27 protein-coding genes are annotated in these 24384 nt (G+C 66.5%); 11 read left to right on the top strand and 16 right to left on the bottom strand.

All coding sequences use genetic code 11. The features are described 5' to 3' along the window. The first annotated feature begins 3 nt into the window (after positions 1-3). The 6 genes from PVV74_RS21605 to PVV74_RS21580 all read left to right on the top strand — a co-directional run bounded on the left by PVV74_RS21605 (position 4) and on the right by PVV74_RS21580 (position 2421). Positions 4-330, top strand: a complete 327-nt coding sequence (locus tag PVV74_RS21605) for an antibiotic biosynthesis monooxygenase family protein (RefSeq protein WP_103764990.1) — start codon at positions 4-6, stop codon at positions 328-330. After that, positions 327-695: a glyoxalase superfamily protein gene (locus PVV74_RS21600; RefSeq protein WP_274594612.1), complete on the top strand. Its 369-nt coding sequence runs from the start codon at positions 327-329 to the stop codon at positions 693-695. Before PVV74_RS21605 ends, PVV74_RS21600 begins: the two co-directional genes overlap by 4 nt. Before the next feature lie 168 nt (positions 696-863). Next, positions 864-1031, top strand: a complete 168-nt coding sequence (gene hemP, locus PVV74_RS21595) for a hemin uptake protein HemP (protein WP_103764992.1) — start codon at positions 864-866, stop codon at positions 1029-1031. A 49-nt stretch (positions 1032-1080) separates the two neighbouring features. Then, positions 1081-1341, top strand: a complete 261-nt coding sequence (locus tag PVV74_RS21590) for a DUF1289 domain-containing protein (RefSeq protein WP_274594611.1) — start codon at positions 1081-1083, stop codon at positions 1339-1341. A 67-nt stretch (positions 1342-1408) separates the two neighbouring features. Next, positions 1409-1831: a hypothetical protein gene (locus PVV74_RS21585; RefSeq protein WP_274594610.1), complete on the top strand. Its 423-nt coding sequence runs from the start codon at positions 1409-1411 to the stop codon at positions 1829-1831. Positions 1832-1950: 119 nt separating this feature from the next. Then, positions 1951-2421, top strand: coding sequence for a Dps family protein (locus tag PVV74_RS21580; protein WP_103764995.1), 471 nt, complete (start codon positions 1951-1953; stop codon positions 2419-2421). Positions 2422-2640: 219 nt separating this feature from the next. Here PVV74_RS21580 and PVV74_RS21575 read toward each other — a convergent pair whose 3' ends face one another. From PVV74_RS21575 to hutI, 7 genes are all read right to left on the bottom strand, one after another. Next, positions 2641-4191, bottom strand: coding sequence for a TRAP transporter large permease (locus PVV74_RS21575; protein WP_274594609.1), 1551 nt, complete (start codon positions 4189-4191; stop codon positions 2641-2643). Then, on the bottom strand, positions 4188-4685 hold the full coding sequence (locus PVV74_RS21570) for a TRAP transporter small permease subunit (RefSeq protein WP_103764996.1): 498 nt from the start codon (positions 4683-4685) through the stop codon (positions 4188-4190). Before PVV74_RS21570 ends, PVV74_RS21575 begins: the two co-directional genes overlap by 4 nt. Before the next feature lie 62 nt (positions 4686-4747). Beyond that, positions 4748-5833 carry a TRAP transporter substrate-binding protein gene (locus PVV74_RS21565; protein ID WP_103765028.1) on the bottom strand — a complete coding sequence of 362 codons (1086 nt, stop codon included), beginning with the start codon at positions 5831-5833 and terminating at the stop codon, positions 4748-4750. 233 nt (positions 5834-6066) lie between these two features. Then, the gene (hutU, locus tag PVV74_RS21560; RefSeq protein ID WP_274594608.1) at positions 6067-7740 is read right to left on the bottom strand and encodes a urocanate hydratase; all 1674 of its coding nucleotides are present in this window, start codon (positions 7738-7740) and stop codon (positions 6067-6069) included. Further along, positions 7737-8525, bottom strand: coding sequence for an N-formylglutamate deformylase (hutG, locus tag PVV74_RS21555; protein WP_274594607.1), 789 nt, complete (start codon positions 8523-8525; stop codon positions 7737-7739). The genes hutU and hutG overlap by 4 nt, the downstream gene beginning before the upstream one ends. Continuing rightward, positions 8522-10042: a histidine ammonia-lyase gene (gene hutH / locus PVV74_RS21550; RefSeq protein ID WP_274594606.1), complete on the bottom strand. Its 1521-nt coding sequence runs from the start codon at positions 10040-10042 to the stop codon at positions 8522-8524. The genes hutG and hutH overlap by 4 nt, the downstream gene beginning before the upstream one ends. Further along, positions 10039-11241, bottom strand: coding sequence for an imidazolonepropionase (gene hutI, locus PVV74_RS21545; protein WP_425061827.1), 1203 nt, complete (start codon positions 11239-11241; stop codon positions 10039-10041). The genes hutH and hutI overlap by 4 nt, the downstream gene beginning before the upstream one ends. A 72-nt stretch (positions 11242-11313) precedes the next feature. Here hutI and PVV74_RS21540 point away from each other — a divergent pair, with 72 nt between their 5' ends. Together PVV74_RS21540 and PVV74_RS21535 are read left to right on the top strand one after the other, a co-directional pair. After that, the gene (locus PVV74_RS21540) at positions 11314-12678 is read left to right on the top strand and encodes a formimidoylglutamate deiminase (RefSeq protein ID WP_274594605.1); all 1365 of its coding nucleotides are present in this window, start codon (positions 11314-11316) and stop codon (positions 12676-12678) included. After that, entirely contained in the window at positions 12675-13376 is a 702-nt protein-coding gene (locus tag PVV74_RS21535) for a GntR family transcriptional regulator (protein ID WP_274594604.1), read from the top strand. Before PVV74_RS21540 ends, PVV74_RS21535 begins: the two co-directional genes overlap by 4 nt. Positions 13377-13382: 6 nt before the next feature. On the opposite strand, the gene PVV74_RS21530 is transcribed toward PVV74_RS21535, so the two are convergent. Next, positions 13383-14462, bottom strand: a complete 1080-nt coding sequence (locus tag PVV74_RS21530) for a zinc ABC transporter substrate-binding protein (protein WP_274594603.1) — start codon at positions 14460-14462, stop codon at positions 13383-13385. A gap of 56 nt (positions 14463-14518) precedes the next feature. On the opposite strand from PVV74_RS21530, the gene PVV74_RS21525 reads away from it, so the two are divergent. The 3 genes from PVV74_RS21525 to PVV74_RS21515 are packed head-to-tail and all read left to right on the top strand — an operon-like array spanning position 14519 to position 16598. After that, on the top strand, positions 14519-15037 hold the full coding sequence (locus tag PVV74_RS21525) for a transcriptional repressor (RefSeq protein ID WP_274594602.1): 519 nt from the start codon (positions 14519-14521) through the stop codon (positions 15035-15037). Next, a complete protein-coding gene (locus PVV74_RS21520; protein ID WP_103765005.1) occupies positions 15034-15810 on the top strand; it encodes an ATP-binding cassette domain-containing protein in 777 nt (258 codons plus the stop codon). The genes PVV74_RS21525 and PVV74_RS21520 overlap by 4 nt, the downstream gene beginning before the upstream one ends. Next, the gene (locus PVV74_RS21515; protein ID WP_103765029.1) at positions 15810-16598 is read left to right on the top strand and encodes a metal ABC transporter permease; all 789 of its coding nucleotides are present in this window, start codon (positions 15810-15812) and stop codon (positions 16596-16598) included. Before PVV74_RS21520 ends, PVV74_RS21515 begins: the two co-directional genes overlap by 1 nt. 9 nt (positions 16599-16607) lie before the next feature. Here the strand turns inward: PVV74_RS21515 and PVV74_RS21510 are convergent, their stop codons facing one another. The 8 genes from PVV74_RS21510 to PVV74_RS21475 all read right to left on the bottom strand — a co-directional run bounded on the left by PVV74_RS21510 (position 16608) and on the right by PVV74_RS21475 (position 24377). Next, positions 16608-17573, bottom strand: coding sequence for a zinc-dependent alcohol dehydrogenase (locus PVV74_RS21510; protein WP_274594601.1), 966 nt, complete (start codon positions 17571-17573; stop codon positions 16608-16610). 8 nt (positions 17574-17581) lie between these two features. Continuing rightward, the gene (locus PVV74_RS21505; RefSeq protein ID WP_274594600.1) at positions 17582-18697 is read right to left on the bottom strand and encodes a GTP cyclohydrolase II; all 1116 of its coding nucleotides are present in this window, start codon (positions 18695-18697) and stop codon (positions 17582-17584) included. A 53-nt stretch (positions 18698-18750) separates the two neighbouring features. Next, positions 18751-19575: a RibD family protein gene (locus tag PVV74_RS21500; protein WP_103765008.1), complete on the bottom strand. Its 825-nt coding sequence runs from the start codon at positions 19573-19575 to the stop codon at positions 18751-18753. Positions 19576-19587: 12 nt separating this feature from the next. Beyond that, entirely contained in the window at positions 19588-20388 is an 801-nt protein-coding gene (locus tag PVV74_RS21495; protein ID WP_103765009.1) for a methyltransferase domain-containing protein, read from the bottom strand. Next, positions 20372-20737, bottom strand: a complete 366-nt coding sequence (locus tag PVV74_RS21490; RefSeq protein WP_338020439.1) for a 6-pyruvoyl trahydropterin synthase family protein — start codon at positions 20735-20737, stop codon at positions 20372-20374. The genes PVV74_RS21495 and PVV74_RS21490 overlap by 17 nt, the downstream gene beginning before the upstream one ends. Positions 20738-20830: 93 nt before the next feature. Next, the gene (locus tag PVV74_RS21485; RefSeq protein ID WP_274594598.1) at positions 20831-21883 is read right to left on the bottom strand and encodes a glycosyltransferase family 4 protein; all 1053 of its coding nucleotides are present in this window, start codon (positions 21881-21883) and stop codon (positions 20831-20833) included. Next, a complete protein-coding gene (locus PVV74_RS21480) occupies positions 21880-22779 on the bottom strand; it encodes a lysylphosphatidylglycerol synthase transmembrane domain-containing protein (RefSeq protein ID WP_274594597.1) in 900 nt (299 codons plus the stop codon). The genes PVV74_RS21485 and PVV74_RS21480 overlap by 4 nt, the downstream gene beginning before the upstream one ends. Then, positions 22776-24377 carry a sulfatase-like hydrolase/transferase gene (locus PVV74_RS21475; RefSeq protein ID WP_274594596.1) on the bottom strand — a complete coding sequence of 534 codons (1602 nt, stop codon included), beginning with the start codon at positions 24375-24377 and terminating at the stop codon, positions 22776-22778. Before PVV74_RS21475 ends, PVV74_RS21480 begins: the two co-directional genes overlap by 4 nt. Positions 24378-24384: the final 7 nt, after the last annotated feature.

Here is a 24384-nt window from a genome sequence, read left to right as displayed (position 1 = left end):
AAGATGTATCTTGCCATGAACCGCTTCACCGTGCCCCTTGAGAACGCCGCCGAATTCGAGGATCTGTGGCTCAGCCGCGAAAGCCGCCTCAAGGACATGGCCGGCTTCGTGTCGTTCCACATGCTCAAGGGTCCCGAGGAAGACGGCCGCGTGCTCTATGCCTCGCACACCGTCTGGGAAAGCGAGGCGCATTTCCGCGCCTGGACGACCAGCGAGGAGTTCCGCGCCTCCCACGCCCGTGCCGGCCAAAGCCGCAAACTGCACGAAGGCACGCCGCGTTTCGAAGGGTTTCGCGCGATCCAGAAAATCGACGCCGACGCCCCGGCATGACCCCGCAGGTCACGCGCACCGCACCCGTGTTCCGCAGCTTCGACGAAACCCGCGCGCGTGCGTTCTACGTCGACTGGCTGGGCTTCGACTGGACGGGTCAGGTCCGCGTGTTCGACGGCGCTCCGCTCTATGCGTTCCTGCGATTGGGAGCATTCCACCTTCATCTGACCGAACACCACGGCGACGCCACGCCGGGTTCGACCGCCATGGTCCATATCGACAACCTGCGCGACTGGCACGCCACCCTGCCCGCAAATCCGTACATGTGCCCCGGCCTGGAGCCGCTGCCGTGGGGGCTGCAGATGGAAGTGACCGACCCGTTCGGAAACCGCCTTCGGTTCCTGGATCAAGCGGATGGCACTTAATCGCATCGTGACCGGGCCCACCCTGCCGCGAACATTTCTTGACTGAAACAATCGGAATAAGATATCACAACCTTAATCCCGACTCGAAAAGTCGGGTTTCTTCTGGCCCAACTCTGCGCAGCCGCACACCGCCCGCGGTACTGCCAAGGCCACCGGAAAGGTTGCTGAATGACAACATCTGAACCCGCCTCACGCCCCGCCCCGGACACGGAGGGCATTGCCACCCACGATGCCCGCGATCTGGTTCCGAACGGTGTCACGGCCAACATCGCGCTCGATGGCCAGGTGTACACCTTGCGCATCACCCAAGCCGGCAACCTGATCCTGACCAAGTGACCCCCGATCCAATCCCAAGCCAGTCCCAGCCGCACTCCAGCGAGGCCCCATGCCGAAAGTTCCAAGTCCCTGCATCGACGTCTGCAAGTTCAAGCGCGAGGGTCACTGTATCGGCTGCTCGATGACAAAGGCCCAGAAAAGCCTGTTCAAGCAACTGAAAAAGGACAAGCAGCGCGAAGCCTTCGTCGAACTTCTTGTGGCGCAGCAGGCCATGATGGGCCGCTACAAGCACTGGGACGCCGCCTATGCAAAGAAATGCCGCAAGAAGAAAGTGACGCTCACCGCGATCGAGGGCGGCAAGGCCGCCTGACGCGGGATCCCCCCACGCCCAACACCGCGAAAGACACTGGACCAGATCGTAGGACAACCGACCCCTCATGACCTCAGCACTGCGCCTCCCACACTATGACGGCCTGCATGACAACCGGACCGAGACAGGCCACACGCCCCTGCTCGACCACCTGCGCCACGCCGCGCGTGACGCGCGGTGCAAAAGCTATGTCGACCTCTTCGGCGCCTGCGCCTCGCTGTCTGTAAATCGCGATATCGCCAGGCAAGCGGCCTCGGACGTGCTGATGCGCTGCCTGTCGCAGGCGCTCGGCCGTCGGCCGATCCTGTTCCGCGCCGGCGAACCCGAAATCTCATTCGACGAGGACTGGCTCCTGGCCCTTGCCCGCAGCATACGGAGAGAAGACACGGCCAGTTGCACCTTCCTGCTGCATTCCCGCGTTCCCAAACACGCACACCGCAATCTCGTCTTTCTTCTGGGCAACGTGGCTGACAATTTCCCTCAGATTTAGAAAGATTCTAAATTGTCTTGCCGAACGCTGGTGCAGGCCCTATTTTGAGCCTGCAAGCCAGCCAATCGCCAGCCAGCATAGCTCCGAACAGACATTTCCACACAACCAAGGAGGCGAGTATGACCGAAACGGCACAATCTCTTTCCACCGACGCCAACGCCCAGATTTCCGAGGCTCTCAACCAATGCGTTGCCGAGACCGCCGTGACCACGATGCTGGCGCAGAATTTTCACTGGAACGTCACCGGCATGGCCTTCGGCCCGCTGCACGAGCTGTTCCAGACCATCTACGAAGATCACTTCGTGGCCCAGGATGACTTGGCCGAGCGGATCAAGGCGCTCGACGGACACGCCGAAGGTGTGCTTGCCGGTATGATCAAGCGCTCCAAGGTTCCCGAGGCCGAAGGCACGCCCGCCGCCGAAGAGATGATCCGCCTTCTGAAAGAGGCGCAGGAAACCCTGGCCGAAACCATCGCGGGCGCCGGGGAACTGGCCGCCAAGCATGGTGACACGCTGACCGAGGACCTGTGCATCGCCCGCGGTCAGACCCACGAGAAATTCGCCTGGATGCTGCGCGCTCACTTGAAATAATAGGCTGCGCGCCGTCAAAGCCCGGCGCGCTGGCCGGCCGGTCGGTCGTTAAACTTTGCTTTCAGCCCGGATGGCACATCCCTGCCACCCGGGCTTTTTGCTGCGCGCGGCCTGCAAGTATCGCTTCGTGACCTTCCAACGATGCCTTCTGCAGACCCTGAGGCCACCACCACCGCCAGCCATGGCAGAGATCCGCGCTGCCCCGGGCGGCACCGCGTCTCAGAACATCACGCGCGGCAGCCATGTCGCCAGCGACGGCCAGAACCACACCACGGCCACGCCCACGGCTTGCAAGCCGATAAAGGGCATGACGCCGCGATAGATATGGCCGGTCGTGATCTCCGGCGGCGCAGAGCCCCGCAGGTAGAACAACGAGAACCCGAAGGGCGGCGTCAGGAACGAGGTTTGCAGGTTGATCGCCAGGATGATCCCCAGCCAGATCGGATCATGCCCCAGCAGGATCAGCGACGGCGTCACCAGTGGCAGCACGATCACCGAGATTTCCACGAAATCAAGGAAGAACCCCATGAAGAAGACGATGATCATCGTGACGACCAGCGCCCCGGTCGCCCCGCCCGGCAGGTTCGCCAGCCAATAGGCCACGCGATCTTCTCCACCCAATCCGATGAAGACGAGCGAGAACATACCGGCAGCCAGGATCGTGGCAAAGATCATCGCCGTCATGGTCATGGTGGACGTGACCGCATCATGCGCGACGCGCTCGGCCAGCACGTTGCGCAGCGCGGCCAGAACGCCGATCAGCCCGAGAACCGCCAGCGCGATGTAGATCCCACCGGCAATGTAGGACCCGACGCCAAGATCCCCCCGCTGAAGCCGAACCGGAAAGACCCCCGCCGCGATGGCCAGCACGATCAGCGCGGCGGCGGCGATCAGGATAAGGCCCCGGGACCTGCCCAGCCGCGCACCTGACATCAAAAGCGCCCCCACCGCCCCCACGGCGGCGGCCTCGGTCGGTGTGGCCAACCCACCCAGGATCGAGCCCAGCACCGCGAAAATCAGCAGGACGGGCGGCACGATGGCCCCCAGCACTTCACGCCCGCTCGGGCGGGGCATCGTCGCGTCGGCGGGCGGCATGTCTTGCGGGCGCAACGCGCCGCGCACCAGCACGTAGATCAGGTAGAGCGACACAAGCACCAACCCTGGGATCAATGCAGCGGCAAAGAACTGCCCCACCGAAAGCGCCTCGACCGAGAACTTGCCCTGCTCGTACTGCGCCTGCTGATAGGCATTCGACATCACGTCGGCGAGGATGATCAGCAGGGTCGACGGCGGAATGATCTGCCCCAGCGTGCCCGCCGTGCATACGATCCCGGCCGACACGCTCGGATTGTACCCCGAGCGTAGCATCGTCGGCAGCGCGATCATTCCCATCGCCACCACCGTCGCGCCCACGATCCCGGTCGACGCCGCCAACAGCGCCCCCACCAGGATCACGGAAATGCCAAGCCCGCCGCGCAACGACCCGCAGGCCCGGCCCATCGTGTCCAGCAACTCCTCGGCGATGCGGCTCTTTTCCAGCAATGCGCCCATCAGCACGAAGAGCGGTATCGCGATCAGCACCTGGTTCGAGATCAGCCCGTACACCCGTTGCCCGAACGCCCCCAAAAGCGAGATGTCCATCGCCCCCACGGCCCAGCCCAGGTAGGCGAACAGCACCGCGATCCCGGCGATGCTGAACGCCACAGGAAAGCCCGACAGTATCGCCACCACGAGGGCTGCGAACATCAGAAGGTCAAGATAGTCCGTCACGCCGGCTCCTCACCTGCGAAGAGCCGCAGCAGGATCGCGATGGATTGCAACGCCACCAGCACGCAGAACACCGGGATCAGCGATTTCAGCAGGAAAACCGCCTCGATGCCTCCGACCGAGATCGGCCCTTCAAGAATTTTCCAGGAATTGCGCACCGAGGGCCACGACCACCAGACCAGCGCCACCATCGCGGGCAACAGCAGAAACAGGTGCCCGGCCATGTCGATCCACCGCCGCGTGGCGGGCGCGGCCTTGGCATAGAAAATGTCGACCCGCACATGCTTGTCCACCAGCAGGGTGTAGCCGGCGGCCAGCATGAACAAAGTGGCATGCAGGTACAGCACGCTTTCCTGCACCCAGATCGAATTGACGCCGAACACATAGCGCCCGATCACGATGCCGAACTGAACCAGCACCATCACCAGCGCAAACCAGCGCACGGCCGACGCGATACCGCGATTGATCGCGTCGATGATCCCTGCGAGTGCCAGCATTTTCCGGCCTTCCCTGCCCCTTTGGTCATGGCGCGCGAGGCCACCCCCGCGCGCCCGCTTTCTCAGTAGCCCATCACTGCCGCGCGAGCATTCATCTGCCCGTTGTCGGCATAGGTCATGTAGGCCCCGACGCTGTCGCGATAGGCGACAAAGCTTTCGGTGATCCGCTTGACCAGGTCGTCGCTGTCCTGGCGCAGCTCGTCGATCACTTCCTTGGCCGCCTCGCCCATGGCGTCGATCACCTCCTGCGGGAACTTCTTGACCTGCACGCCGTCTTCCTCGACCAGCTTCTTCAGCGACGCCGCGTGCTTGGTGGTGTATTCCGTCCAGACCGGGTTGTAGAGGCTTTCGCAAGCCACCGAAACGACCTCTTTCAGGTCGTCAGGCAACGCGCCGAAAACCTCGGCATTCACACCGCATTCCTCGGCAGAGGACGGCTCGCCCACGCCGGGCCAGTAATAGTTCTTGGCCACCTGCTGATAGCCCAGCGCGCTGTCGGTCCACGGCCCGATGAACTCGCCCGCGTCCAATGCGCCGGTCTGCAACGCCTGGAACATGTCCGGCCCGCCCATGGCCTCGGCCGCCATGCCCAGCTTGGCGCACATCTCGGACGCAAGGCCCGTGGTGCGGAACTTCAACCCCTTCAGGTCCTCGACCGAGTTGATCTCGTTGCGGAACCAGCCGCCCCATTGCGGGCCCGAGTTGCCGCACAGGAACGGTTTGATGCCGAACTGGCCGTACATCTCGTCATAAAGCGCCTGGCCGCCGCCGTGGTAAAGCCAACCCACCTGCTCGTCCGCGCGCAATCCGAAGGGTTGCGAGCCGAACAGAAGGATACCCTTGGATTTCGAGCCCCAATAGGCCGGCACCGCGTGGTATAGTTCCGCCGTGCCTTCGCTGACGGCATCGAAAACGCCGCGCCCGGGCACCAGTTCGCCGGCGGCGAACAGCTTCACCTCGATCCGCCCGCCCGACAGCGTGGTGATCCGGTCGGCCAGCATTTGTGCGGCCACACCGGGGCCAGGCAGGTTCTTGGGCCATGCGGTGACCATCTTCCACTGCTGCACGTCCTGCGCGATGGCCGGGGTGGCCAGCGGCGCGGCTGCAGTGCCAATGGCGGCGGTCGTCAAAAATTTGCGTCTGTCCATGAGTCTCTCCTTGTTGGTTGCTGGTGTTTCGTATTGTTTCATCGCGGCGCCGCGCACGTTGTCTTAGCAGTCGCGCCGAAGCTGCTGTTTTTCAAGGCTGCAAAGCGGTTTGCAGCAAGCGGCCCCGCTCGGCAGTCCGATCCGGAACCCGTCTGACTAAATTTCAGGCCTCGGCACGCACGTGGCCAAACTTGGCAAGCTGCCTCCACAACGCTGGCGGCCCTGTCCATGACTCAGTTCCCCAGGATGCCGGGCAAGCGCAAGCCATGATCCTTGGCGCAGTCGATCGCGGTCTCGTACCCCGCATCCGCATGCCGCCACACACCCGAGGCCGGGTCATTCCACAGAACCCGCTCCAACCGTTTCGCGGCCTCGTCGGTGCCATCGGCCACGATCACAACGCCCGCATGCTGGCTGAACCCCATACCGACGCCGCCGCCGTGATGCAGGCTGACCCAGGTCGCGCCGCTCGCGGTATTCACCAGCGCGTTCAGCAAGGGCCAGTCGCTCACCGCGTCCGATCCGTCCTTCATCGCTTCCGTCTCGCGGTTCGGGCTGGCGACCGAGCCGCTGTCGAGGTGGTCCCGCCCGATCACCACGGGCGCCTTCAACTCGCCACTGGCCACCATCTCGTTGAACTTCAACCCGGCACGATGCCGGTCGCCCAGCCCGATCCAGCAGATCCGCGCGGGCAACCCCTGAAAGGAAATCCTCTCGCGCGCCATGTCCAGCCACGTGTGCAGCTTCTCGTTCTCGGGAAACAGTTCCTTCATCGCCTGGTCGGTCTTGTAGATATCCTCGGGATCACCCGACAACGCACACCAGCGGAACGGCCCGATCCCCTTGCAGAACAAAGGCCGGATATAGGCCGGCACGAAGCCGGGAAAGGCAAAGGCGTTCTCCAGCCCTTCCTCTTGCGCCACCTGCCGGATGTTGTTTCCGTAATCCAGCGTCGGAACACCATCGTTCCAGAAATCCACCATCGCTTTCACATGCACCTTCATCGACGCGCGCGAGGCCTTTTCGACCGCCTTGGGGTCGCTCTCCCGCTTGTCGCGCCACTCGGCCATGCTCCACCCCTGCGGCAGGTAGCCGTTCACCGGGTCATGCGCGCTGGTCTGGTCGGTCACGATATCGGGCCGCACGCCCCGCTTGTGGATCTCGGGAAAGATGTCCGCCGCATTGCCCAAGAGCGCCACCGACTTCGCCTCGCCCGCCTTGGTCCAGCGCTCGATCATTTCCAGCGCCTCATCAAGGCTGTCGGTCTTCTCGTCCACGTACCGCGTGCGCAGACGGAAATCTATGCTGTCCGGGTTGCACTCCACCGCCAGACAGCACGCCCCCGCCATCACCGCGGCCAAGGGCTGTGCCCCGCCCATGCCGCCCAGGCCTCCCGTCAGGATCCACTTGCCGGTCAAGTCTCCGTCGTAATGCTGACGCCCGGCTTCGGCAAAGGTCTCGTAGGTGCCCTGCACGATGCCCTGCGACCCGATATAGATCCACGACCCGGCCGTCATCTGGCCGTACATCATCAGGCCCTTCTTATCGAGCGCGTTAAAATGGTCCCAGTTGGCCCAATGCGGCACGATATTGGAATTGGCGATCAGAACGCGCGGCGCGTCCGCATGGGTTTTCACGATGGCGACGGGCTTGCCGGACTGCACCACCAGCGTCTCGTCCGCCTCCAGGTCCTTCAGCCCGGCAACGATCCGGTCGAAATCATCCCATGTCCGCGCGGCACGCCCGATGCCGCCATAAACCACCAGTTCATGCGGGTTCTCGGCCACGTCAGGGTGCAGATTGTTCATCAGCATCCGCATCGCCGCCTCGGTCTGCCAGCTTTTCGCGCTGATCTCGGTGCCGGTCGGCGGGTAAATGTCGCGCAGGTTATGGCGGGGATTGGTCATTCGGGCCTCCAACGGATCAGGTCGTCTAGAATGGTTTTCAGGTGAGCGCGCAACAGGTCCGCACGCTCAGGCGCATAATCCCATGGCGGGCTTTCGAGCATGTAGGTGGACTGCGCCAGTTCCATCTGGATCGCGTGCAGTCCCTCGTCCGGCCGGCCGTAGTGCCGCGTTGTCCAGCCCCCCTTGAAACGTCCGTTCAGGATGGCGCTGTACCCCTCGGCGGCCTCGCACGTGCCGTAAACGCTGTCTTTGATCGACGCCGCGCAGGTCCGGCCTTCATCCGTGCCCACGTTGAAGTCAGGTAAGACACCCTCGAACAGGAACGGAATTTCCGAGCGGATCGAGTGGCAGTCATAGAGCACCGCGAACCCGTGAATCCCGCGCACGCGCTCCAGCTCCGCCGAAAGCGCCGCGTGATAAGGCGCATGATACGCCGCTCGCCTCCGCGCGATCTCGGCCGCGTCGGGTTCCGCCCCCTCGCGCCAGATAGGCTGTCCATCAAAGTCGGTCACCGGACACAGCGACGTGGTGTTCTGACCGGGATAGAGACTCGCGCCCTCCGGGTCGCGGTTCACATCGATGACATAGCGGTGGATGGTCGTGCGCACCGTGGTCACGTCGCCCACCAGCCCGGCGTAAAGCTCGTGAATATGCCAATCCGTATCGGCCAGCTCACGCCCGGTCTCGTTAAATCCTTCCGCGATATCACCGGGAACATCCGTGCCCGTATGGGGCAGGCCCAGAACCAGCGGGCTCTGCCCGCGCGTCACCTCGACAAAACTCACAGCCCGACCTCCACGCCCGTCTCGCGTGCCAGCGCGTCCTCGCGCACCAGCGCGGCGGCTTTTTCCATATCCGGCGCCATCATCCGGTCCTCTTCCAGCCGCGGCACCTCCGCCCGGATCGCCGCAATCGCGCGCCGCAACGCGTCCGATGTCACCAGCGGCGCGCGCGCCTCGATCCCTTGCGCGGCGCACAGCGCCTCGACACCAAGGATCATCGACAGGTTCGCGTTCATCCGGCGCAGCCGCCGCGCGCCGTGGGCGGCCATGCTCACATGATCCTCCTGGTTGGCAGAGGTCGGCGTGCTATCGGTCGAACACGGGTTCGCCAGGTGCTTGTTCTCGCTCATCAGTGCCGCCGTCGTCACCTCGGCGATCATGAAGCCCGAGTTCAGACCCGGCACCGGTGTCAGGAAGGGCGGCAGGTCATGGCTCAAGGCCGGGTCCACCATCAGCGCCACGCGCCGCTGCGCGATGGCCCCGATTTCCGACAGCGCCAGCGCGATCTGGTCGGCGGCAAAGGCCACCGGCTCGGCATGGAAATTCCCGCCCGAGACGATCCCGGCCTCGATCACCAGCGGATTATCCGTGACGGCATTCGCCTCGATCTCCAGCGTTTTCGCGGCAAAGCGCAACAGGTCCAGCGCTGCCCCCGCCACCTGCGGCTGGCAGCGGATGCAATACGGATCCTGCACGCGGCTGTCGCCTTCGCGGTGGCTTTCGCGGATCTCGCTGCCCGCCATCAGGGCCGACATGGCCGTGGCCACGTCGATCTGCCCCGCATGGCCGCGCAGGGTGTGGATCTCTGGCTGCAATGGCTGGGTCGAGCCCATGATGGCATCCGTCGAAAGTGCCGAGGTCACGATCGACGCCCTGAGTGCGCGGACGCCGTCGAACAACGCCGCCAATGCGCAGGCTGTCGAAAACTGAGTGCCGTTGATCAGGGCCAGCCCCTCCTTGGCCCCCAGCACCACGGGCTTCAGCCCGGCCGTCTTCAGCGCCTCGCCGGCGGGCATCCGCACACCGTCCAGCAACGCCTCGCCTTCACCGATCATCGTGGCGGCCATATGCGCCAGCGGCGCAAGGTCGCCTGACGCGCCAACCGATCCTTGCGACGGGATCACCGGAACCACGCCGTTCGCCAGCATTCCCTCGATCAGCGCACAGATCTCCCACCGCACGCCCGAGGCGCCACGCCCCAGCGACAAGAGCTTCAGCGCCATCATCAGGCGCGTGGTCTCGGCTTCCATAACCTCGCCTACACCGCAGCAATGGCTGAGGATCAGGTTGCGCTGCAACGTTTCCACGTCCTCGGGCGGAATGCGCACCGAGGCCAGCTTGCCAAAGCCGGTGTTCACCCCGTAAACCGGCACGTCACCCCGCGCCGCCTCGGCGACCTTTTCCGCCGCCGCCTCGATTGCCGCCCGCGCGTCCAGCATCAGCGTCGCCGCCACACCCTCGCGCCACACCCGCTCCAGCGTCTCCAGCCGGGTCTCTCCCGGCACCAGCGTCAGGGTCATGCTCGGCCTCCGAATATTCGTTTGTGCAGTGGATTCACCCCGATGCGATAGCTCAGCTCCGCCGGTTCCTCGACATCCCAGATGGCCAGGTCCGCCCGCATCCCCGGCGCGATCTCGCCCCGGTCATACAGCCCCAGCGCCTGCGCGGCATGGTGCGTCGTGCCCGCCAGCGCCTCGGCCGGGGTCAGGCCGAACAGCGTGCAGGCCATGTTCATCGCCAGCAGGACCGAGCCCATCGGCGACGACCCGGGGTTCCAATCCGTCGCCACCGCCATCGGCACGCCCTGCGCGCGGAACGCCGCAACCGGCGGCTTTTGCGTCTCGTGCAACGTGTAGAATGCCCCGGGCAGCAAGACCGCCACGCTGCCCCCTTCGGCCAACGCCTTGGCGTCGGCCTCGCTCGCATATTCCACATGATCCGCCGACAGCGCGCCGCGCTCCGCCGCCAGCTTCGTCCCGCCGATATTGCTCAACTGCTCGGCATGAAGCTTGACCGGCAGGCCCAGCGCCGCGGCCTTGTCGAACACCCGCGCAATCTGGGCGGTGTCAAAGGCGATCCCCTCGCAAAACCCGTCCACGGCATCGACCAGCCCCTGGGCATGGGCCGCCTCCAGCGCGGGCAGGCAAACCTCGTCGATATAACTGTCCGCATCCGCGCCCTTGGGCACCGCGTGCGCGCCCAGGAACGAGGTCACCACCCGCACCGGACGTGCCTCGCCCACCGCGCGCGCCACGCGCAACATCTTGAGTTCCGTTTCGATATCAAGACCATAGCCCGACTTGATCTCGATCGTCGTCACCCCTTCCGCGATCAGCGCATCCGCGCGGCGCAGCGCCTGCGCAAGCAGCAGGCTTTCGTCCGCCTCCCGCGTCGCCGTCACGGTCGAAACGATCCCGCCCCCGGCGCGCGCCACCTCTTCATAGCTCGCCCCCTCGAGCCGCATCTCGAATTCCCGCGCGCGGTTGCCGCCATGCACGATATGCGTGTGACAGTCGATCAGACCCGGCGTCAGCAACCGACCTTCGGCGTCGATCACCTGTGCATCCTTCGGAAGCTCTTCCAAGTCGGCCATCGGGCCGACCCAGTCGATCCGCTCACCCTGCACCCGCAGCGCCGCATCACGCCGCAGGCCATAGCCGTCCTCCGACGCATCCATGCAGGCAATCGTGGCGTTGGTGATCGTCAGGTGATCGGGCATTGGTACTTTCCTTGCAATGTGGCCGACATAACGTTAATATGTATGCACATATTTTGTCAATGGAGATCGCCCGTGCAGGAAATCCAGTCTCGCCAGACCCTTACTCCGGATGGCTGGGTCAGCGACCTTTGCCTCACCATCGAGCAGGGACGCATCACGCGAATCTCCCGCACGCCTTCGCCGGACGCACAATGCGTCGACCTGCTGCTGCCTGCCCCGGTCAACCTGCACAGCCACGCCTTTCAACGCGCCATGGCCGGACTGACCGAAACTCGCGGCCCCGACCCGCGCGACAGTTTCTGGACATGGCGGAAACTGATGTACCGTTTCCTCGACCGCCTCACGCCCGACCACGTGCAGGCCATCGCGGAACTTGTATTCATGGAAATGCTCGAGGCCGGTTACGGCGCGGTGGCCGAATTCCACTACCTGCACCACGATATCGGCGGCGCCCCCTATACCGACCTGGCCGAAATGGCCGGGCGTATCACCCAGGCGGCGCAGGATACCGGCATCGGCCTCACCCTCCTGCCCGTGCACTACATGCAAGGCGGCTGCGACGGGCGCGCGCTCGAAGGCGGCCAGCGCCGCTTCGGCAGCGACCTCGACCTTTTCGCGCGGCTGCACGCCGACAGTGCCGCATTGGTGGCCAACGGGCCGGACGATTTCGCCATCGGCGTCGCGCCCCATTCCCTGCGCGCCGTCCCGCCCGAGGCGCTGGCCCAGGCGCAGTCCATCTGCCCCGATGGCCCGATCCACATGCATCTTGCCGAACAAGCGGCCGAGGTCGAGGAGGTCGAGGCCCATCACGGCGCCCGCCCGGTCGAATGGCTGCTCGACACAGCCCCGATCGACGACAAATGGTGCCTCATCCACTGCACCCAGATGACCGACGCCGAAACCCGCGCCCTTGCGCAAACCGGCGCCGTGGCCGGGCTCTGCCCCATCACGGAATCCAGTCTCGGCGACGGTATCTTCAACGGCACCGCATATCGCGACGCTGGCGGAAGGTTCGGCATCGGCTCGGATTCCAACATCCACATCGCCCTATGGGAGGAACTGGCGACGCTCGACTATTCCCAACGCCTGCGCGACCGCAGCCGCGCGGCGATGGCCACGGCGGACCACTCCACCGGCCGCGTGCTTTTCGACGCGGCCACCCGCGCCGGGGCACAGGCGGCCGGCCGCGCCTCGGGCCAGGTCGCCGAGGGCCAGCTGGCCGATCTCATCGCGGTCTCCACCGACAACGAGTTCCTCTGCAACCGTACCGGCGACGTGGTTCTCGACAGCCTGATCTTCTCCGGGCGCGGGCGCGCTTGCGTCACAGATGTCTGGAGCGCGGGCCGTCACATGGTCAAGGACGGCCGCCACGCCGACCGCGACCGCATCACGCGGGCTTTCCTCGACGTCGTCACCACGCTGGGACAGGACATATGACCTCCGACTCCCGCCTGTCGTGGAAGGATGTGCGCGACCGTATCCACGAACAGATCCTCACCGGTCGCTACGGCCCCGGAGACCGCCTGCCCCGCGACGCCGACATCGCCGAAGACCTCAGCTGCGCCCGCTCCACGGTCCAGCGTGCCATGCAGGATCTTTCAGACAGCGGCCTCGTGGAGCGCCGCCGCAAGGGCGGTACGCGGGTCAGGGCCGAACCCGTAACCCGCGCCACGCTCGACATTCCCATCACACGGCGCGAGGTGGAACAACGTGGCGCGCGCTATGACTATCAGCTGATCAGCCGCCGCACCGCCCCGGCACCACGCGGCGTTCTCGCCGCCTTCGGGCTCAGCACGTCCCGCCCGATGCTTCGCGTCGAGGCGCTGCACCTTTCCGACGGACGCCCCTACATCTTCGAAGACCGCTGGATCTGCCCCGAAACCTCGCCCGAGGTGCGCGACCTCGATTTCACCGGGCAAAGCGCGAATGAATGGCTCGTTCTGAACAAGCCCTACACCCGCCTCGACCTGCGATTCTACGCCATCTCGGCCAATCCCCGTCAGGCCGACCTGCTGGACACCGAACCCGGCGCGGCGCTCCTGGTCATCGAACGCACCACCTGGGTCGACGAGGCCCCGATCACCACGGTCAAGGCGATCACCACCCCCGGCTACCAGCTTCTGACAGGATCCTGATCCGGGCTAAAGGCATTCCGCCAGGGCCGTCGCAAGGTTGCGCAAAAGCTGCGGATAAAGCCCGGCGCCGGGCTCCAGATCCGACCCCATCGGGTCCATCACGCCGGTTTTGACATCGGCCCCGTCCGTAACGGCGGCCACGATACCCGGATCGAACTGGGGCTCAGACATCACGCAGGTCACCCCTTGCGCGCTCACCCGCTCCTGGATTTCCGCAACGCGTGCCGGGCTGGGATCGGACGCGTCGGAGACCGAGATTGCCCCCGAGGCCGGAAAATCGAACGCCGACTCGAAATACTGGTAGGCATCGTGGAAGACGATAAAGTTGCCTTCCCGCGCCGGCTCCAGAATGCCGTCGATCTCGGCCCTGAGGCTGGCAATCTCCTCGCGTCCCTCCGCGGCATTGGCGAAGTAGGCGCCGGCATTGTCCGGATCGGCCGACGACAGCGCCGCGGCAATCGCGTTCAACCAGGTCTCCGCGTTGTCGGGCGACAGCCACGCGTGCGGGTCCTGATGCCCATGATCGTGCCCGTGGCCGGCGTGGTCCTCTTCGTGCGTTTCGTGACCTTCATGATCCGCGTGGTCATGGTCGGCGTGGTCGTGATCTGCATGTTCATCGTCATCATGGTCACTATGCGCATGGTCGTCATGATCATCCGCATGCTCCTCATGATCCGCGTGATCATCATGACCGTCGTCCCCGTGCCCGCCGTGATCATGCGCCTCGAACAGCGCGTTTTCCCGGATCGGCAACGCGACCGTGCCATCGGCCTCCATCAGCCCCACCACCTGCGCCTCGCCCGACAGCGTGCCCAGCGCATCCTCCAGCCAGGGCGTCAGGTCCGGGCCGATCCAGAACACCAGGTCCGCGTCCTGCATCGCCGCCGCTTCCGAGGGGCGCAGGCTGTACTCATGCGGGCTGGCGCCCGGCGCCACGATCAGCGCGGGCGCGCCCACCCCGTCCATCACACGCGCCACCAGCGAATGCACCGGCGCGATGTCCACCGCCACCTGCGGCACCTCTGCCAAGGCCGGTCCGGCCAGGATGGTGGACGCGAGAAAACACGGAAGAAGGTTTCTGGACACGGGTGGCCTCTTGTGATTATATAACATTCCACAGCGGATACACGAACTGTTATAATATGACAACCACCTCCCGACCAGAAGATGATCATCCGACCGATCCGGTCGGCTTCGAGTCGCATGACCACGCAAGTTGCATCGCCGCCGCCATTTCCGAGGCCGAGGCGCATTGCGCCCGCGAAGGCCTGCGCTTCACGCCCGTCCGGCGCAAGGCGTTGGAAATCCTGCTGCGCGAACATCGCGCCCTGGGCGCCTACGAGATGCTCGACGCCCTGCGCGAGGCCGGGTTCGGCTCGCAGCCGCCCGTCGCCTACCGCGCGCTGGAGTTCCTCGTCGGCAACGGCTTTGCCCACAAGATCGAGCGGCTCAACGCCTTCATCGCCTGCGCCCATCCCGGCGCGCATCACTCGCCCGCCTTCATGATCTGCCGCGCCTGCGATTCGGTCGCCGAGGCACAGGCAACACCCGCCCGAGGCGCCCTTGGCGCGGCCGCCCGCGCCGCCGGTTTCCAGATCGAACGTACCGTCGTCGAGGCCGAGGGCCTCTGCCCCACCTGCTCGGACAAGGCCGACACATGAGCCTTGTCTCGGTCCAGAATATCAGCGTCGGTTACGGCGCCACGCGGGTTTTGCGCGACGTGACCCTCGCGATCGAGGCGGGCGAGATCGTCACCATCGTCGGCCCCAACGGATCGGGCAAGACGACCTTGCTGCGCGCACTTATCGGCGCGGTCACGCCAAGCGTGGGCCGGATCGACCGTGACGCCGGGCTGCGCATCGGCTACGTGCCGCAAAAGCTACATATCGACCCGACCCTGCCGATGACCGTGTCGCGCTTTCTCCGCCTGCCGGGCGGCGCGACCCCGACCCAGATCGCCGCCGCCCTCGACCGCGCCGGCGTACCTGACCTGTCGGACCGGCAGATGTCGGGCCTCTCGGGCGGACAGATGCAACGCATCCTGCTGGCCCGCGCCCTGATCGGCCAACCCAACCTGCTCCTGCTCGACGAGGCGACGCAAGGCCTCGACCAGCCCGGCTCCGCCGCCTTCTACCGCCAGATCGAAGAGGTCCGCGCCGCGACCGGCTGCGGCGTAGTCATGATCAGCCACGAATTGCACGTGGTGATGAGCGCGTCCGATCGGGTGATCTGCCTCAACGGCCATGTCTGCTGCGAAGGCACGCCCGAAATCGTGTCGGCGGCCCCGGAATACCAGGCCCTGTTCGGCACCGGCACCGGGGGCGCGCTGGCGCTCTACCGGCACGACCATGACCACAGCCACGACGCCACCTGCGGGCATGATCACGCGCACGACCATTCCCACGACGACACGACGACGAAGGCCGCCGAATGATGCTGGATGATTTCATGACCCGCGCCACGCTGGCCGGCATCGGCGTGGCCTGCGCCGCCGCCCCCTTGGGCAGCTTCGTCGTCTGGCGGCGCATGGCCTATTTCGGCGACGCCACCGCCCATGCCGCGATCCTTGGCGTGGCGCTGTCGCTGGCCTTGCAGATCTCGATCTTCGCCGGGGCCGTGGCCGTGGCGCTGGCCATGGCCCTGACCGTGACCCTGTTGACCGGACGCGGCTATGCAATGGACACCCTCCTGGGCGTGCTGGCGCATTCCGCGCTGGCCTTCGGGCTGGTGGCGGTGTCGTTCCTCTCGGGCATCCGGATCGACCTGATGGCTTATCTCTTCGGGGATATCCTCGCGGTCTCACGCGGCGATCTCGCGGTGATCTGGGGCGGCGCGGCGCTGGTGGTCGGCCTGATCGGCTGGCGCTGGTCCGCGCTCTTGACCTCGACCCTCAGCCAGGATTTGGCCCATGCCAGCGGCATCGACCCGCGCCGCGAACAGCTGATCCTCACGCTGGCCCTCGCCATCACCGTGGCCGTCGCCATCAAGGTTGTCGGCGTCCTGCTCATCGCCGCAATGCTGATCATTCCGGCCGCCGCCGCCCGCCCTTTGTCGCGCACGCCTGAGCAAATGGCCCTCTTCGCCGCGGCCCTCGGTGCGGTTTCGGCCGTGGCGGGGCTGCAATCGGCCTACGTGCTGGATACGCCCGCCGGGCCGTCCATCGTCTGCGTTGCGGCAATCCTCTTTGCGTTCACCAGCGGTCTGCGCGGCCTGCGCGCCTGATACCGCGTCTCAAGCCCGCACCGACGCGTACCGAACCCTGTGACACAGCGTCGCCGAATCCTCGAGGATCGCGCCATACTTCGTCGCAAGCCCGTCGAATGGCGTCTCGCCCGAAATCAGCACGTCCAGCGCGGGATCGGCCAGCAAATCCAGCGCCTTCTCCAGTCGCCGACGATAACTCCACCGCGCCCGCCGCCCGGGCGGCACCTGTCCCACCTGGCTGCCGACGATCCGCAGGCGGCGCTGATGAAACGCCCCGCCCAGCGGCACCTCCGGACGATGCGTCCCGAACCAGCTGGCCTCGACGATCGTCGCCTCCATACCCGCCAGCCCGATCGCGGTCGCCAGACCGTCCGAACTAGCCGAGGCGTGGATCACCACGTCACGCTCGCCCGCCGCTTGCCGCGGTGCCGCGAACTCGCAGCCCATGGCCTCTGCCAGTGCAGCCTTTTGCTCATCAACATCCACAAGGCACACTTCCGTGCCCGGCATCCGCGCGCACAGGTATCCGGCCAACGCCCCGACGATACCTGCGCCAACCACCGTTATCCTGTCCCCGGCGGAAACGCCCGCGTCCCAGACGATATTCAGGGCGGTTTCCATGTTGGCGGCCAGCACGGCGCGCTTGGGCGGCACAGGCGCCGGGACCGGCACGGCGGCTTCCTGCGGCACGGCGAACCGATCCTGATGCGGGTGCAGGGCAAACACGGTCTCGCCCTCGCGCTCTCCGCCCGCCACGCGGCCCACGGCGGCATAGCCATATTTCACCGGAAAGCTGAACTCCCCCTCTTGGAACGGCGCCTTCATCGTCTCGTGCTCGCTCTCCGGCACACCGCCGCTCCAGACCAGCCGTTCCGTGCCCCGGCTGATCCCCGTGTAGAGCGTCTCAACCTCGACCATACCCGACCCGGCACCGAACGCCGTCTCGCGTATCTCGACCGCACCCGGGCCGGTGATCCACAGGGCCTGCGCCACGCCTTCCCTCACAACGCGTGCCCGGATTTCAGCGCCTTCACCGCCAGGTAGCCGCTGTTGTGAATGTTCTTGCCCACCCGCAGCGGCAATTGCTCGACCACCTCGATCCCCTGCGCCCGGAACGTGTGCACCTTGGCGGGATTGTTGGTCAGCAGCCGCACCGCCCCGAACCCGAGGTTGCGCAGCATCACCGCCGCCACGCGGAAATCCCGCTCGTCATCCTCGAACCCCAGCGCATGGTTCGCGTCCACCGTGTCCAGCCCCCGCGATTGCAGGTCATAGACCCGCATCTTGTTGGCTAGCCCGATCCCGCGCCCTTCCTGGTTGAGGTAAAGCAGCAGGCCCGCGCCCTCCTCGCCCATCCGCAGCATCGCCGCGCGAAGTTGCGGACCGCAATCGCATTTCAGACTGCCCAGCACGTCCCCGGTAAAGCACGCCGAATGCAGCCGCGCCAGCACCGGGCGCGCGGGATCGGGCGTGCCGATCTCGAAGGCGTAATGCTCGGTCCGGCCATCTGGGTCGCGGAATACGTGCAGCTTTCCGGCGTCATGCGCCTCCACCGGCAGGCCGGCCACCGCCACCGGCGACAGCGCCGGTGTCTGCGCGAAGTGCTCCAGCGCGTCGGAATGTTCCACCGCCGCCATGCTCAGCCCCTCCGGCAGTGCCGCATTCCCGGCCAGCCCGAAGATCAGCGCGGCAGGCAGCAATTCAGACGACTTCGTCAGGCTCAGCGCCAGCCCGTGCAGACGCACCTCCCGGTCGCGGATCCGGTGCAGTGGCGCCACCGGACCCGCAGCATCCTGCCCGGCATCGGCGAGCCGCCGGAACCAGTCCATGTCGGCATGCTTCGGCGGACAGATCCGCACCGGCAGCTCCGAAATATCCGCGCTTTGGACCGGCGCCATCGCGGCCCGCGCCCGGTTGCTGGTCAATACCAGCTCCGGCACGCCGAAAAGCTCCCGCAACCCGTCCAGCCGCGCCTGGCTCAGCGTCTCGACCGCCACCGCCACGGCGCGGTCCGGTCCATCCGTCAGAAGGCATGGCAGACCCAGCCGCAGGTCGGACTGCACCCGGCTCAGACGTTCGGCGACATTGGGAAGAAGGCTTTCGGCAACTCGGGACATTGGGGACTCTTTCGGATGAACGGACAGGGTATCTGGCATTGGGCAGGCTTCACTCAGTGCCGCAGTGCGGGGCGTTCCCGCACGCGATGCGGCCACAGCACCTGCGCCGGGGGCTCGGGCGCCAGCGCACAATCGAACAGCACGTCCGACCCCAGGCCATACACCTCGGTCTTGGGTCGCAACGCTTCGGCCAGGCACGGCACCGGCGAAGTTTTCAGCCCCGTCGGCCCGGCCCCGATCAACAGCGGCGCCACGGCCACGTGCAACCGCGTCAGCAACCCCGCCTCCAGGAACTGCGCGATGGTGATCCCGCCGCCCTCGATCAGCACGTGGTCAAGGCCCAGCCCCCGCAGCGCGGCCAGGATCTGCGCCGGCGAAATCCATTCGCCGCGCGGCAGGCGGATCACCTCCACGTCATCGGGCCGGGGCTTGTCCACCGCCTGGATCACGATCCGCCGGGCGCTTGCGTCGCGCAGCAGGCCGGCATCGTTGGGCAAGCGGCCATTCGGATCGATCACCACCCGCGCCGGATTGCGCCCCTTGGCCAGGCGCACCGTCAGGCGCGGGTTGTCGTGCAGCGCCGTCTTCACGCCGATCACCACCGCGTCCGCCAGTGCCCGCAGCCGGTGAAGATGCGCCAGCCCGTCCTTGCCAGAGATTTCCTGCGCATCGCCCGACTCCGTGGCGACACGTCCATCAAGCGACTGCCCGATCTGGGCGATCACGCTTTGCCCCGACACCGTGCGCGTCATGCCGCCATACAGCGTCAGCGCGGCGCGTTCGCCGGAACTCCAGTCGCCGCAGCACAGACAGGCCTCGTCGTTGCGCGCGGCCAGGATACGGGCCCAGGCCCTGGGGGTGACATCAATCAGTTCCATGCTCATCTCCGATCATCCTGCTGTGGCCTCGTGTCCCGCGGGCACCGCCAGCAGGTCCTTGTGCCCCACCCGCAACGCGGTATGCCCCGCCGCCTTGCGTCGGACGCCGGCCCAGCTTTCTGCCTGCGCCTCCCCGGCCTCCGCGGCCGCCCGGGCGACGCCGGCCACGAATTCATCCTGCAAGGCGGCATCGTCCGGTCCCAGCACCCAGTCGCTCCCGGCCAAAGTCACTGCGAACCCGCGCGCCTCGAACCCTTTCGCGGTCAGTGCCGCGGCATCGGGGCCCATCGCGGCCTGACCGCCCTTGTCGCCCCGCTGGTGGCGGTTGAACGCCTCGGTCACGTCCGCATCCGCCGCGATGGGCGGCTCCCACCGCATCCGGCCGTCAAAACTCAGCGCGGCGTAGAACGGGATACCCGCCTGCCCCAGCCGGGCCGCCAGCGCATCGACCCAGGCCGTGCTCATCAGGTCCAAGAGGGCCGAGGCCGTCACCAGCCCCACATGTTCCAATGGCAGGGCCTCCACATCGGTCACGCTGCCCATCACGCAATCGGCCATGGGATGGCGCGCCTTGGCCACCTGCAAATGCGCCTCGTCCGTATCGAGAAACCACCACTGCACCCTGTCATACCCTGCCCCGTTAAAGGCCCGCGCGGTCGATCCGGTGCCGCTGCCAAGGTCCAGCACCCGCATACCCGGCGGCACGCATTGCGCCGCCCGCGCCAGAAGAACGGCATCCCGCGCGGCGTGATCCGCCGCCTCGCGCAGGCTCAGCCAGTCGGCCTGGAACTGGGTGTCAGATATCTGATTCATACCACCCACGCGCCACATGGCTTTCATGAAGCTGGACGCGGATGCGTTTCACGCGCCCGCCATCGCCCAGCCCTTCGGTTTTCGTGTGGTCCCGCAACTGCGCCCAGATGTGATGGCACAGGAACTCGGTCGTGGTGATCTTGCCCGCGAACTCGGGCTTGTCGTCCAGGTTACCGTATTTCAACGGCTCCAGCGCGGCGTTCAAGGCCTCGGTCGCCAGCCCGATATCCACGACCAGACCATTCTCGTCCAGATCTTCGGTGTAAAAGGCGGCATCGACGACAAAGGTCGCGCCGTGCAGGCCCTGTGCCGGTCCGAAGACAGGCGATGGCAGGGAATGTGCGATCATGATGTGATCACGAACTTCAACAGCGAACATAACACTTCCATTTCTTGGGGTGATGCGGGGCAAACCCCGCGTTTATCCGATGGGTCAACCGGCTCATGAGGTGATCCGTTCCAGAACGCCGGCGAAAATGCGGGCGGTATGATCCCAGTCGGTCAGGGCCTTCGCGCGCTGCCGCGCGGCGGCGGCATACCGCTCCGACGAGCCGGGGTCCGTCAGCAGGCGTTCGATTGCCCCGGCCAGCGCGTCGGGATCATCCGGCGCCACCAGCACTGCGGCCTCTCCGACCGTCTCGGGCACCGCGCCCACCCGGCACGACACCACGGGCAAACCGTGCAGCATCGCCTCGCTCAGGACCATGCCATAGCCTTCATACCGCGTGGCCAGCGCAAACAGGCTGGCGCGGGCATAGGCGTCCTTCAAGGCCTCCGCGCCGATCTCTCCGGCAAAACTCACGCGGTCCTGCAACCCCAGCTTGGCGACCTGCACCTCCAGCGCTCCTGCGATGGATGCGTCATGCGCCTTGCCCACGATCTCGGCCTGCCAGTCCAGCCCGGTCAGCCGGCCCAGCGCCTTCAGCAACACGTCATGCCCCTTGCGCCGCGCCAACAGTCCCACCGACAGGATCAGCGGCGGATGCGCCTTCTTTGCGGCGGGCCGCGTCCCGTCCGCGGTCCGCTCGAAGCCCGGATGCGCGACCGTGACCTTGTCACGCGCGACGCCAAGATCCCGCACAACGGTCGCCGCGATATGCTCACTCGGCACGATGACATGCGCCACCCGGCCCAGCACTGCGGCCTCGTTGCGCAACAGCGCCCGCGCGTGCCCGGCCTCCAGCCCGCTTTCCAAACCCAGCGGATGGTGCACCATGCCCACCACCGGCGCCTCGACCCGGTCCATTCGCGCGGGGTCCATCGCCCCCAGCGCCAGCCCGTCCACGATGATCGGCCGCCCGCGCGGCACAGCCGCCAGCGCATCGAACGTGGCCTGCATGTCCGCGTCCGACGGCGCGGGGAAACTGTCCGGCAATGCCAAATGCGCCGTCTCGTGCCCCAGCGCGTTCAGGCGGTCCAGCACCGTCGCGTCATAGACGTACCCGCCGGTGCGCTGGTCCTTGTCTCCGGGAATGGCAAACACCGCGCGGCTCATGACGGGCCCGCTCCTTCCGGCGCCGCGTGCACGGTCCCCGGCACCCACAGGAACGCAAGGCCCGGCAGGGCCGACACCAGCATTATCGCGCCATAGCAAATCCCCATCGCCACGCCCGCATTCGCGTCCAGCCCGATGACCGGAAAAAGCGCCGCCGCGGCCCCCTCGCGCCAGCCCCAGCCAGCGACCGACAGCGGCACCAGCATCGCGCAGAACACCAGCGGCAGCACCGTCAACAGGCCTTCCGGCGGAATGACCGACCCGGTCGCCCGCGCCGCCGCATAAAGCCCGCCGATCAGCAACACTGCCCCCAAAAGCGCGTGCATCAAGATTGGCCCGTGCCCGATCAGCCGCCACACCAGCCCGGGAAAGGACCGCGTCGCCTCGAACCGGCGCGTCACCCACACGACCACCGCACCCAGAACCGGTAGGGCCGCCAGCAGCGCCCACACCCCGCCGGGCCAGGCGATTCCGCCCGGCACCAACACCGCCCCGATCAGCCCCAGCGCCAACAGCGCGAACATCGCCACCTGCCCCATCAGCCGCTCTGCCGCCACCGATTGCCCGGCCCGCGCAAGGTCGGCCTGCCGCCGCACCCGTACCGCGCGGCCCACATCGCCCAGCACGCCACCCGGCAGGACCGAATTGATCAGCTGTGCCAAGTAATATTCCCGCACCGCCGCGCCGAACCCGATCGGTATCTCCAGCGCCTGCGCCGTCAATTGCCAGCGCCGCGCCATCGACAGCGTGGCCAGCGTCAGCGCCACAAGGCTCACCGCCAGCCAAGGCCAGTCGGCCCGCGCCAGCCGGGCGCCCACTTCGGCGGTGTCGGTCCACCACAACATTGCCGCCATCAGCGCCGCCGAGGCCAAAAGCTTGATCGCCCACACCTTCATGGCGCAACCTCCGCCACCTGCTCGACCGACGAGAACGCGCGGATGAACGCGTTGCGGAACCCGTCCATGCGCTGCGCCTCAAGCTCGGGTGCCGGGATCATACCCCCGGTCCAGCCCCAGCCGTCGATCAACGACAGCACGCCGGGCGGCGCGATCATATGCACCGGCACATCGCGGTTGTCGCTGCCCGCTATGAGACCCGCCGCCTGGTGGTCACCCGCCACGATCACCAGCGGCGCATCCTCGCCCAGCCGCGCCACGTGGGAAAAAACTGCGTTCAGGGAATAGTCCACCGACCGGCGATAGGCGTCACGCACCGCATCCCGGTCCTTCCAGAGGTCGCGGGGCGTCGGGCCGCGGGCGGCCATCTCGTTGAATTCCGTCCCGTTTCCGATCTCGTCCCATGGCAGCATCTCGGGCACCGGCGTCCACGGCGCGTGCGACGAGATCAGAGCGACCTGGATGAAATCCGGGCGGGGATCGTCGGGCAAAAGGGCGTCATAGGCGGCCAGCGTGAACTGGTCGGGCATCGTGACCCAGTTGAACGGCTCGCCCGCGTAGGGAATGTCCTTGGCCTCGAACACATGCTCGAATCCCATCGCCGCGCTTTCCGGCCAGGCCATCGTGATCGCCGGCATCACAGCCGCCGTGCGATAGCCCGCCTCGGCGGCCAGGTGGAACAGCCATTTCTGCCCGCTTGCGATCATCGCCCTGTAGCGCGCATTGTCCGCAGTCCAAAGCCCGCTGCCCAGCGCCCCATGCGCCAGCCAGCTTTGCCCGCCCGCCGTGGGCGAGGTCAGCCACCCGCTTTTCATCTCAAGCCCCGCCCCGGCGATCTGCCGTTCGGCGCGGCGCAGAGTGTCCAGATGCGTCGGGGCATATTCCGGGTTGTCGATGCTGGCGCGGCCATAACTTTCGATCCATATGAGAAGGATGTCGCGCCCCTCCAGACGGTCGAACGCGCCGACAATATCGCGCATCGGATCGACCTGCGCCGCCTGCCGGAACCGCTCGAGATCCGCCACCGTCTCGCGGACGTCGCCAATCCGGGCCACGGCCACGCGGGTGGTCCGGGCCGATCCCGGCGGGCTTTTCTCGAACGTCCAATAGCCCAGGTGGTGCCCGGTATCCGCCACCGCCCAGCCGCCCGTGGCCAATGCCGCCGCCAGCGCCACGACCCGCGCCGGTCCGGGCAACGCCACGCGCTCCCACGCCTTCAGCCCGCCGCGCAACAGCATGTACAGGAACCCGGTCGCCACGACGCAGCTCGCTACCACGAAATAAGCGCTCGCCGCTCCCACGCTGTCACTCAGCAGTCCGACCCCCGCCTCGACCAGGAACAGGTCCGACACCGGGTTGAAGGCCCGGTTGTAGGCCGCGAAACTCGCCAGGTCCGCCAGCTTCAGCAGTGTGACCGCCACCAGAACCAGCGCCAGAACCGACGCCACGCCGCGGGTCCGCCCCAGCGCCAGCATCGCGAACAGCAGCACCGACAACTCGATCGGCCAATAGACCAGCCCGTTGTAATTCATCTGCCCCGGATGGTTGGGCAGCGCCAGCACGGCGAGCATCACGCCCGCCGAAGCGAACAGGGTCACGGTTCGG

Origin of the sequence: Roseovarius sp. SK2, assembly GCF_028807495.1 — a bacterium.
In the GTDB taxonomy this organism is placed as follows: domain Bacteria; phylum Pseudomonadota; class Alphaproteobacteria; order Rhodobacterales; family Rhodobacteraceae; genus Roseovarius; species Roseovarius confluentis.
This window is presented reverse-complemented; position numbering and strand designations above follow the sequence as displayed.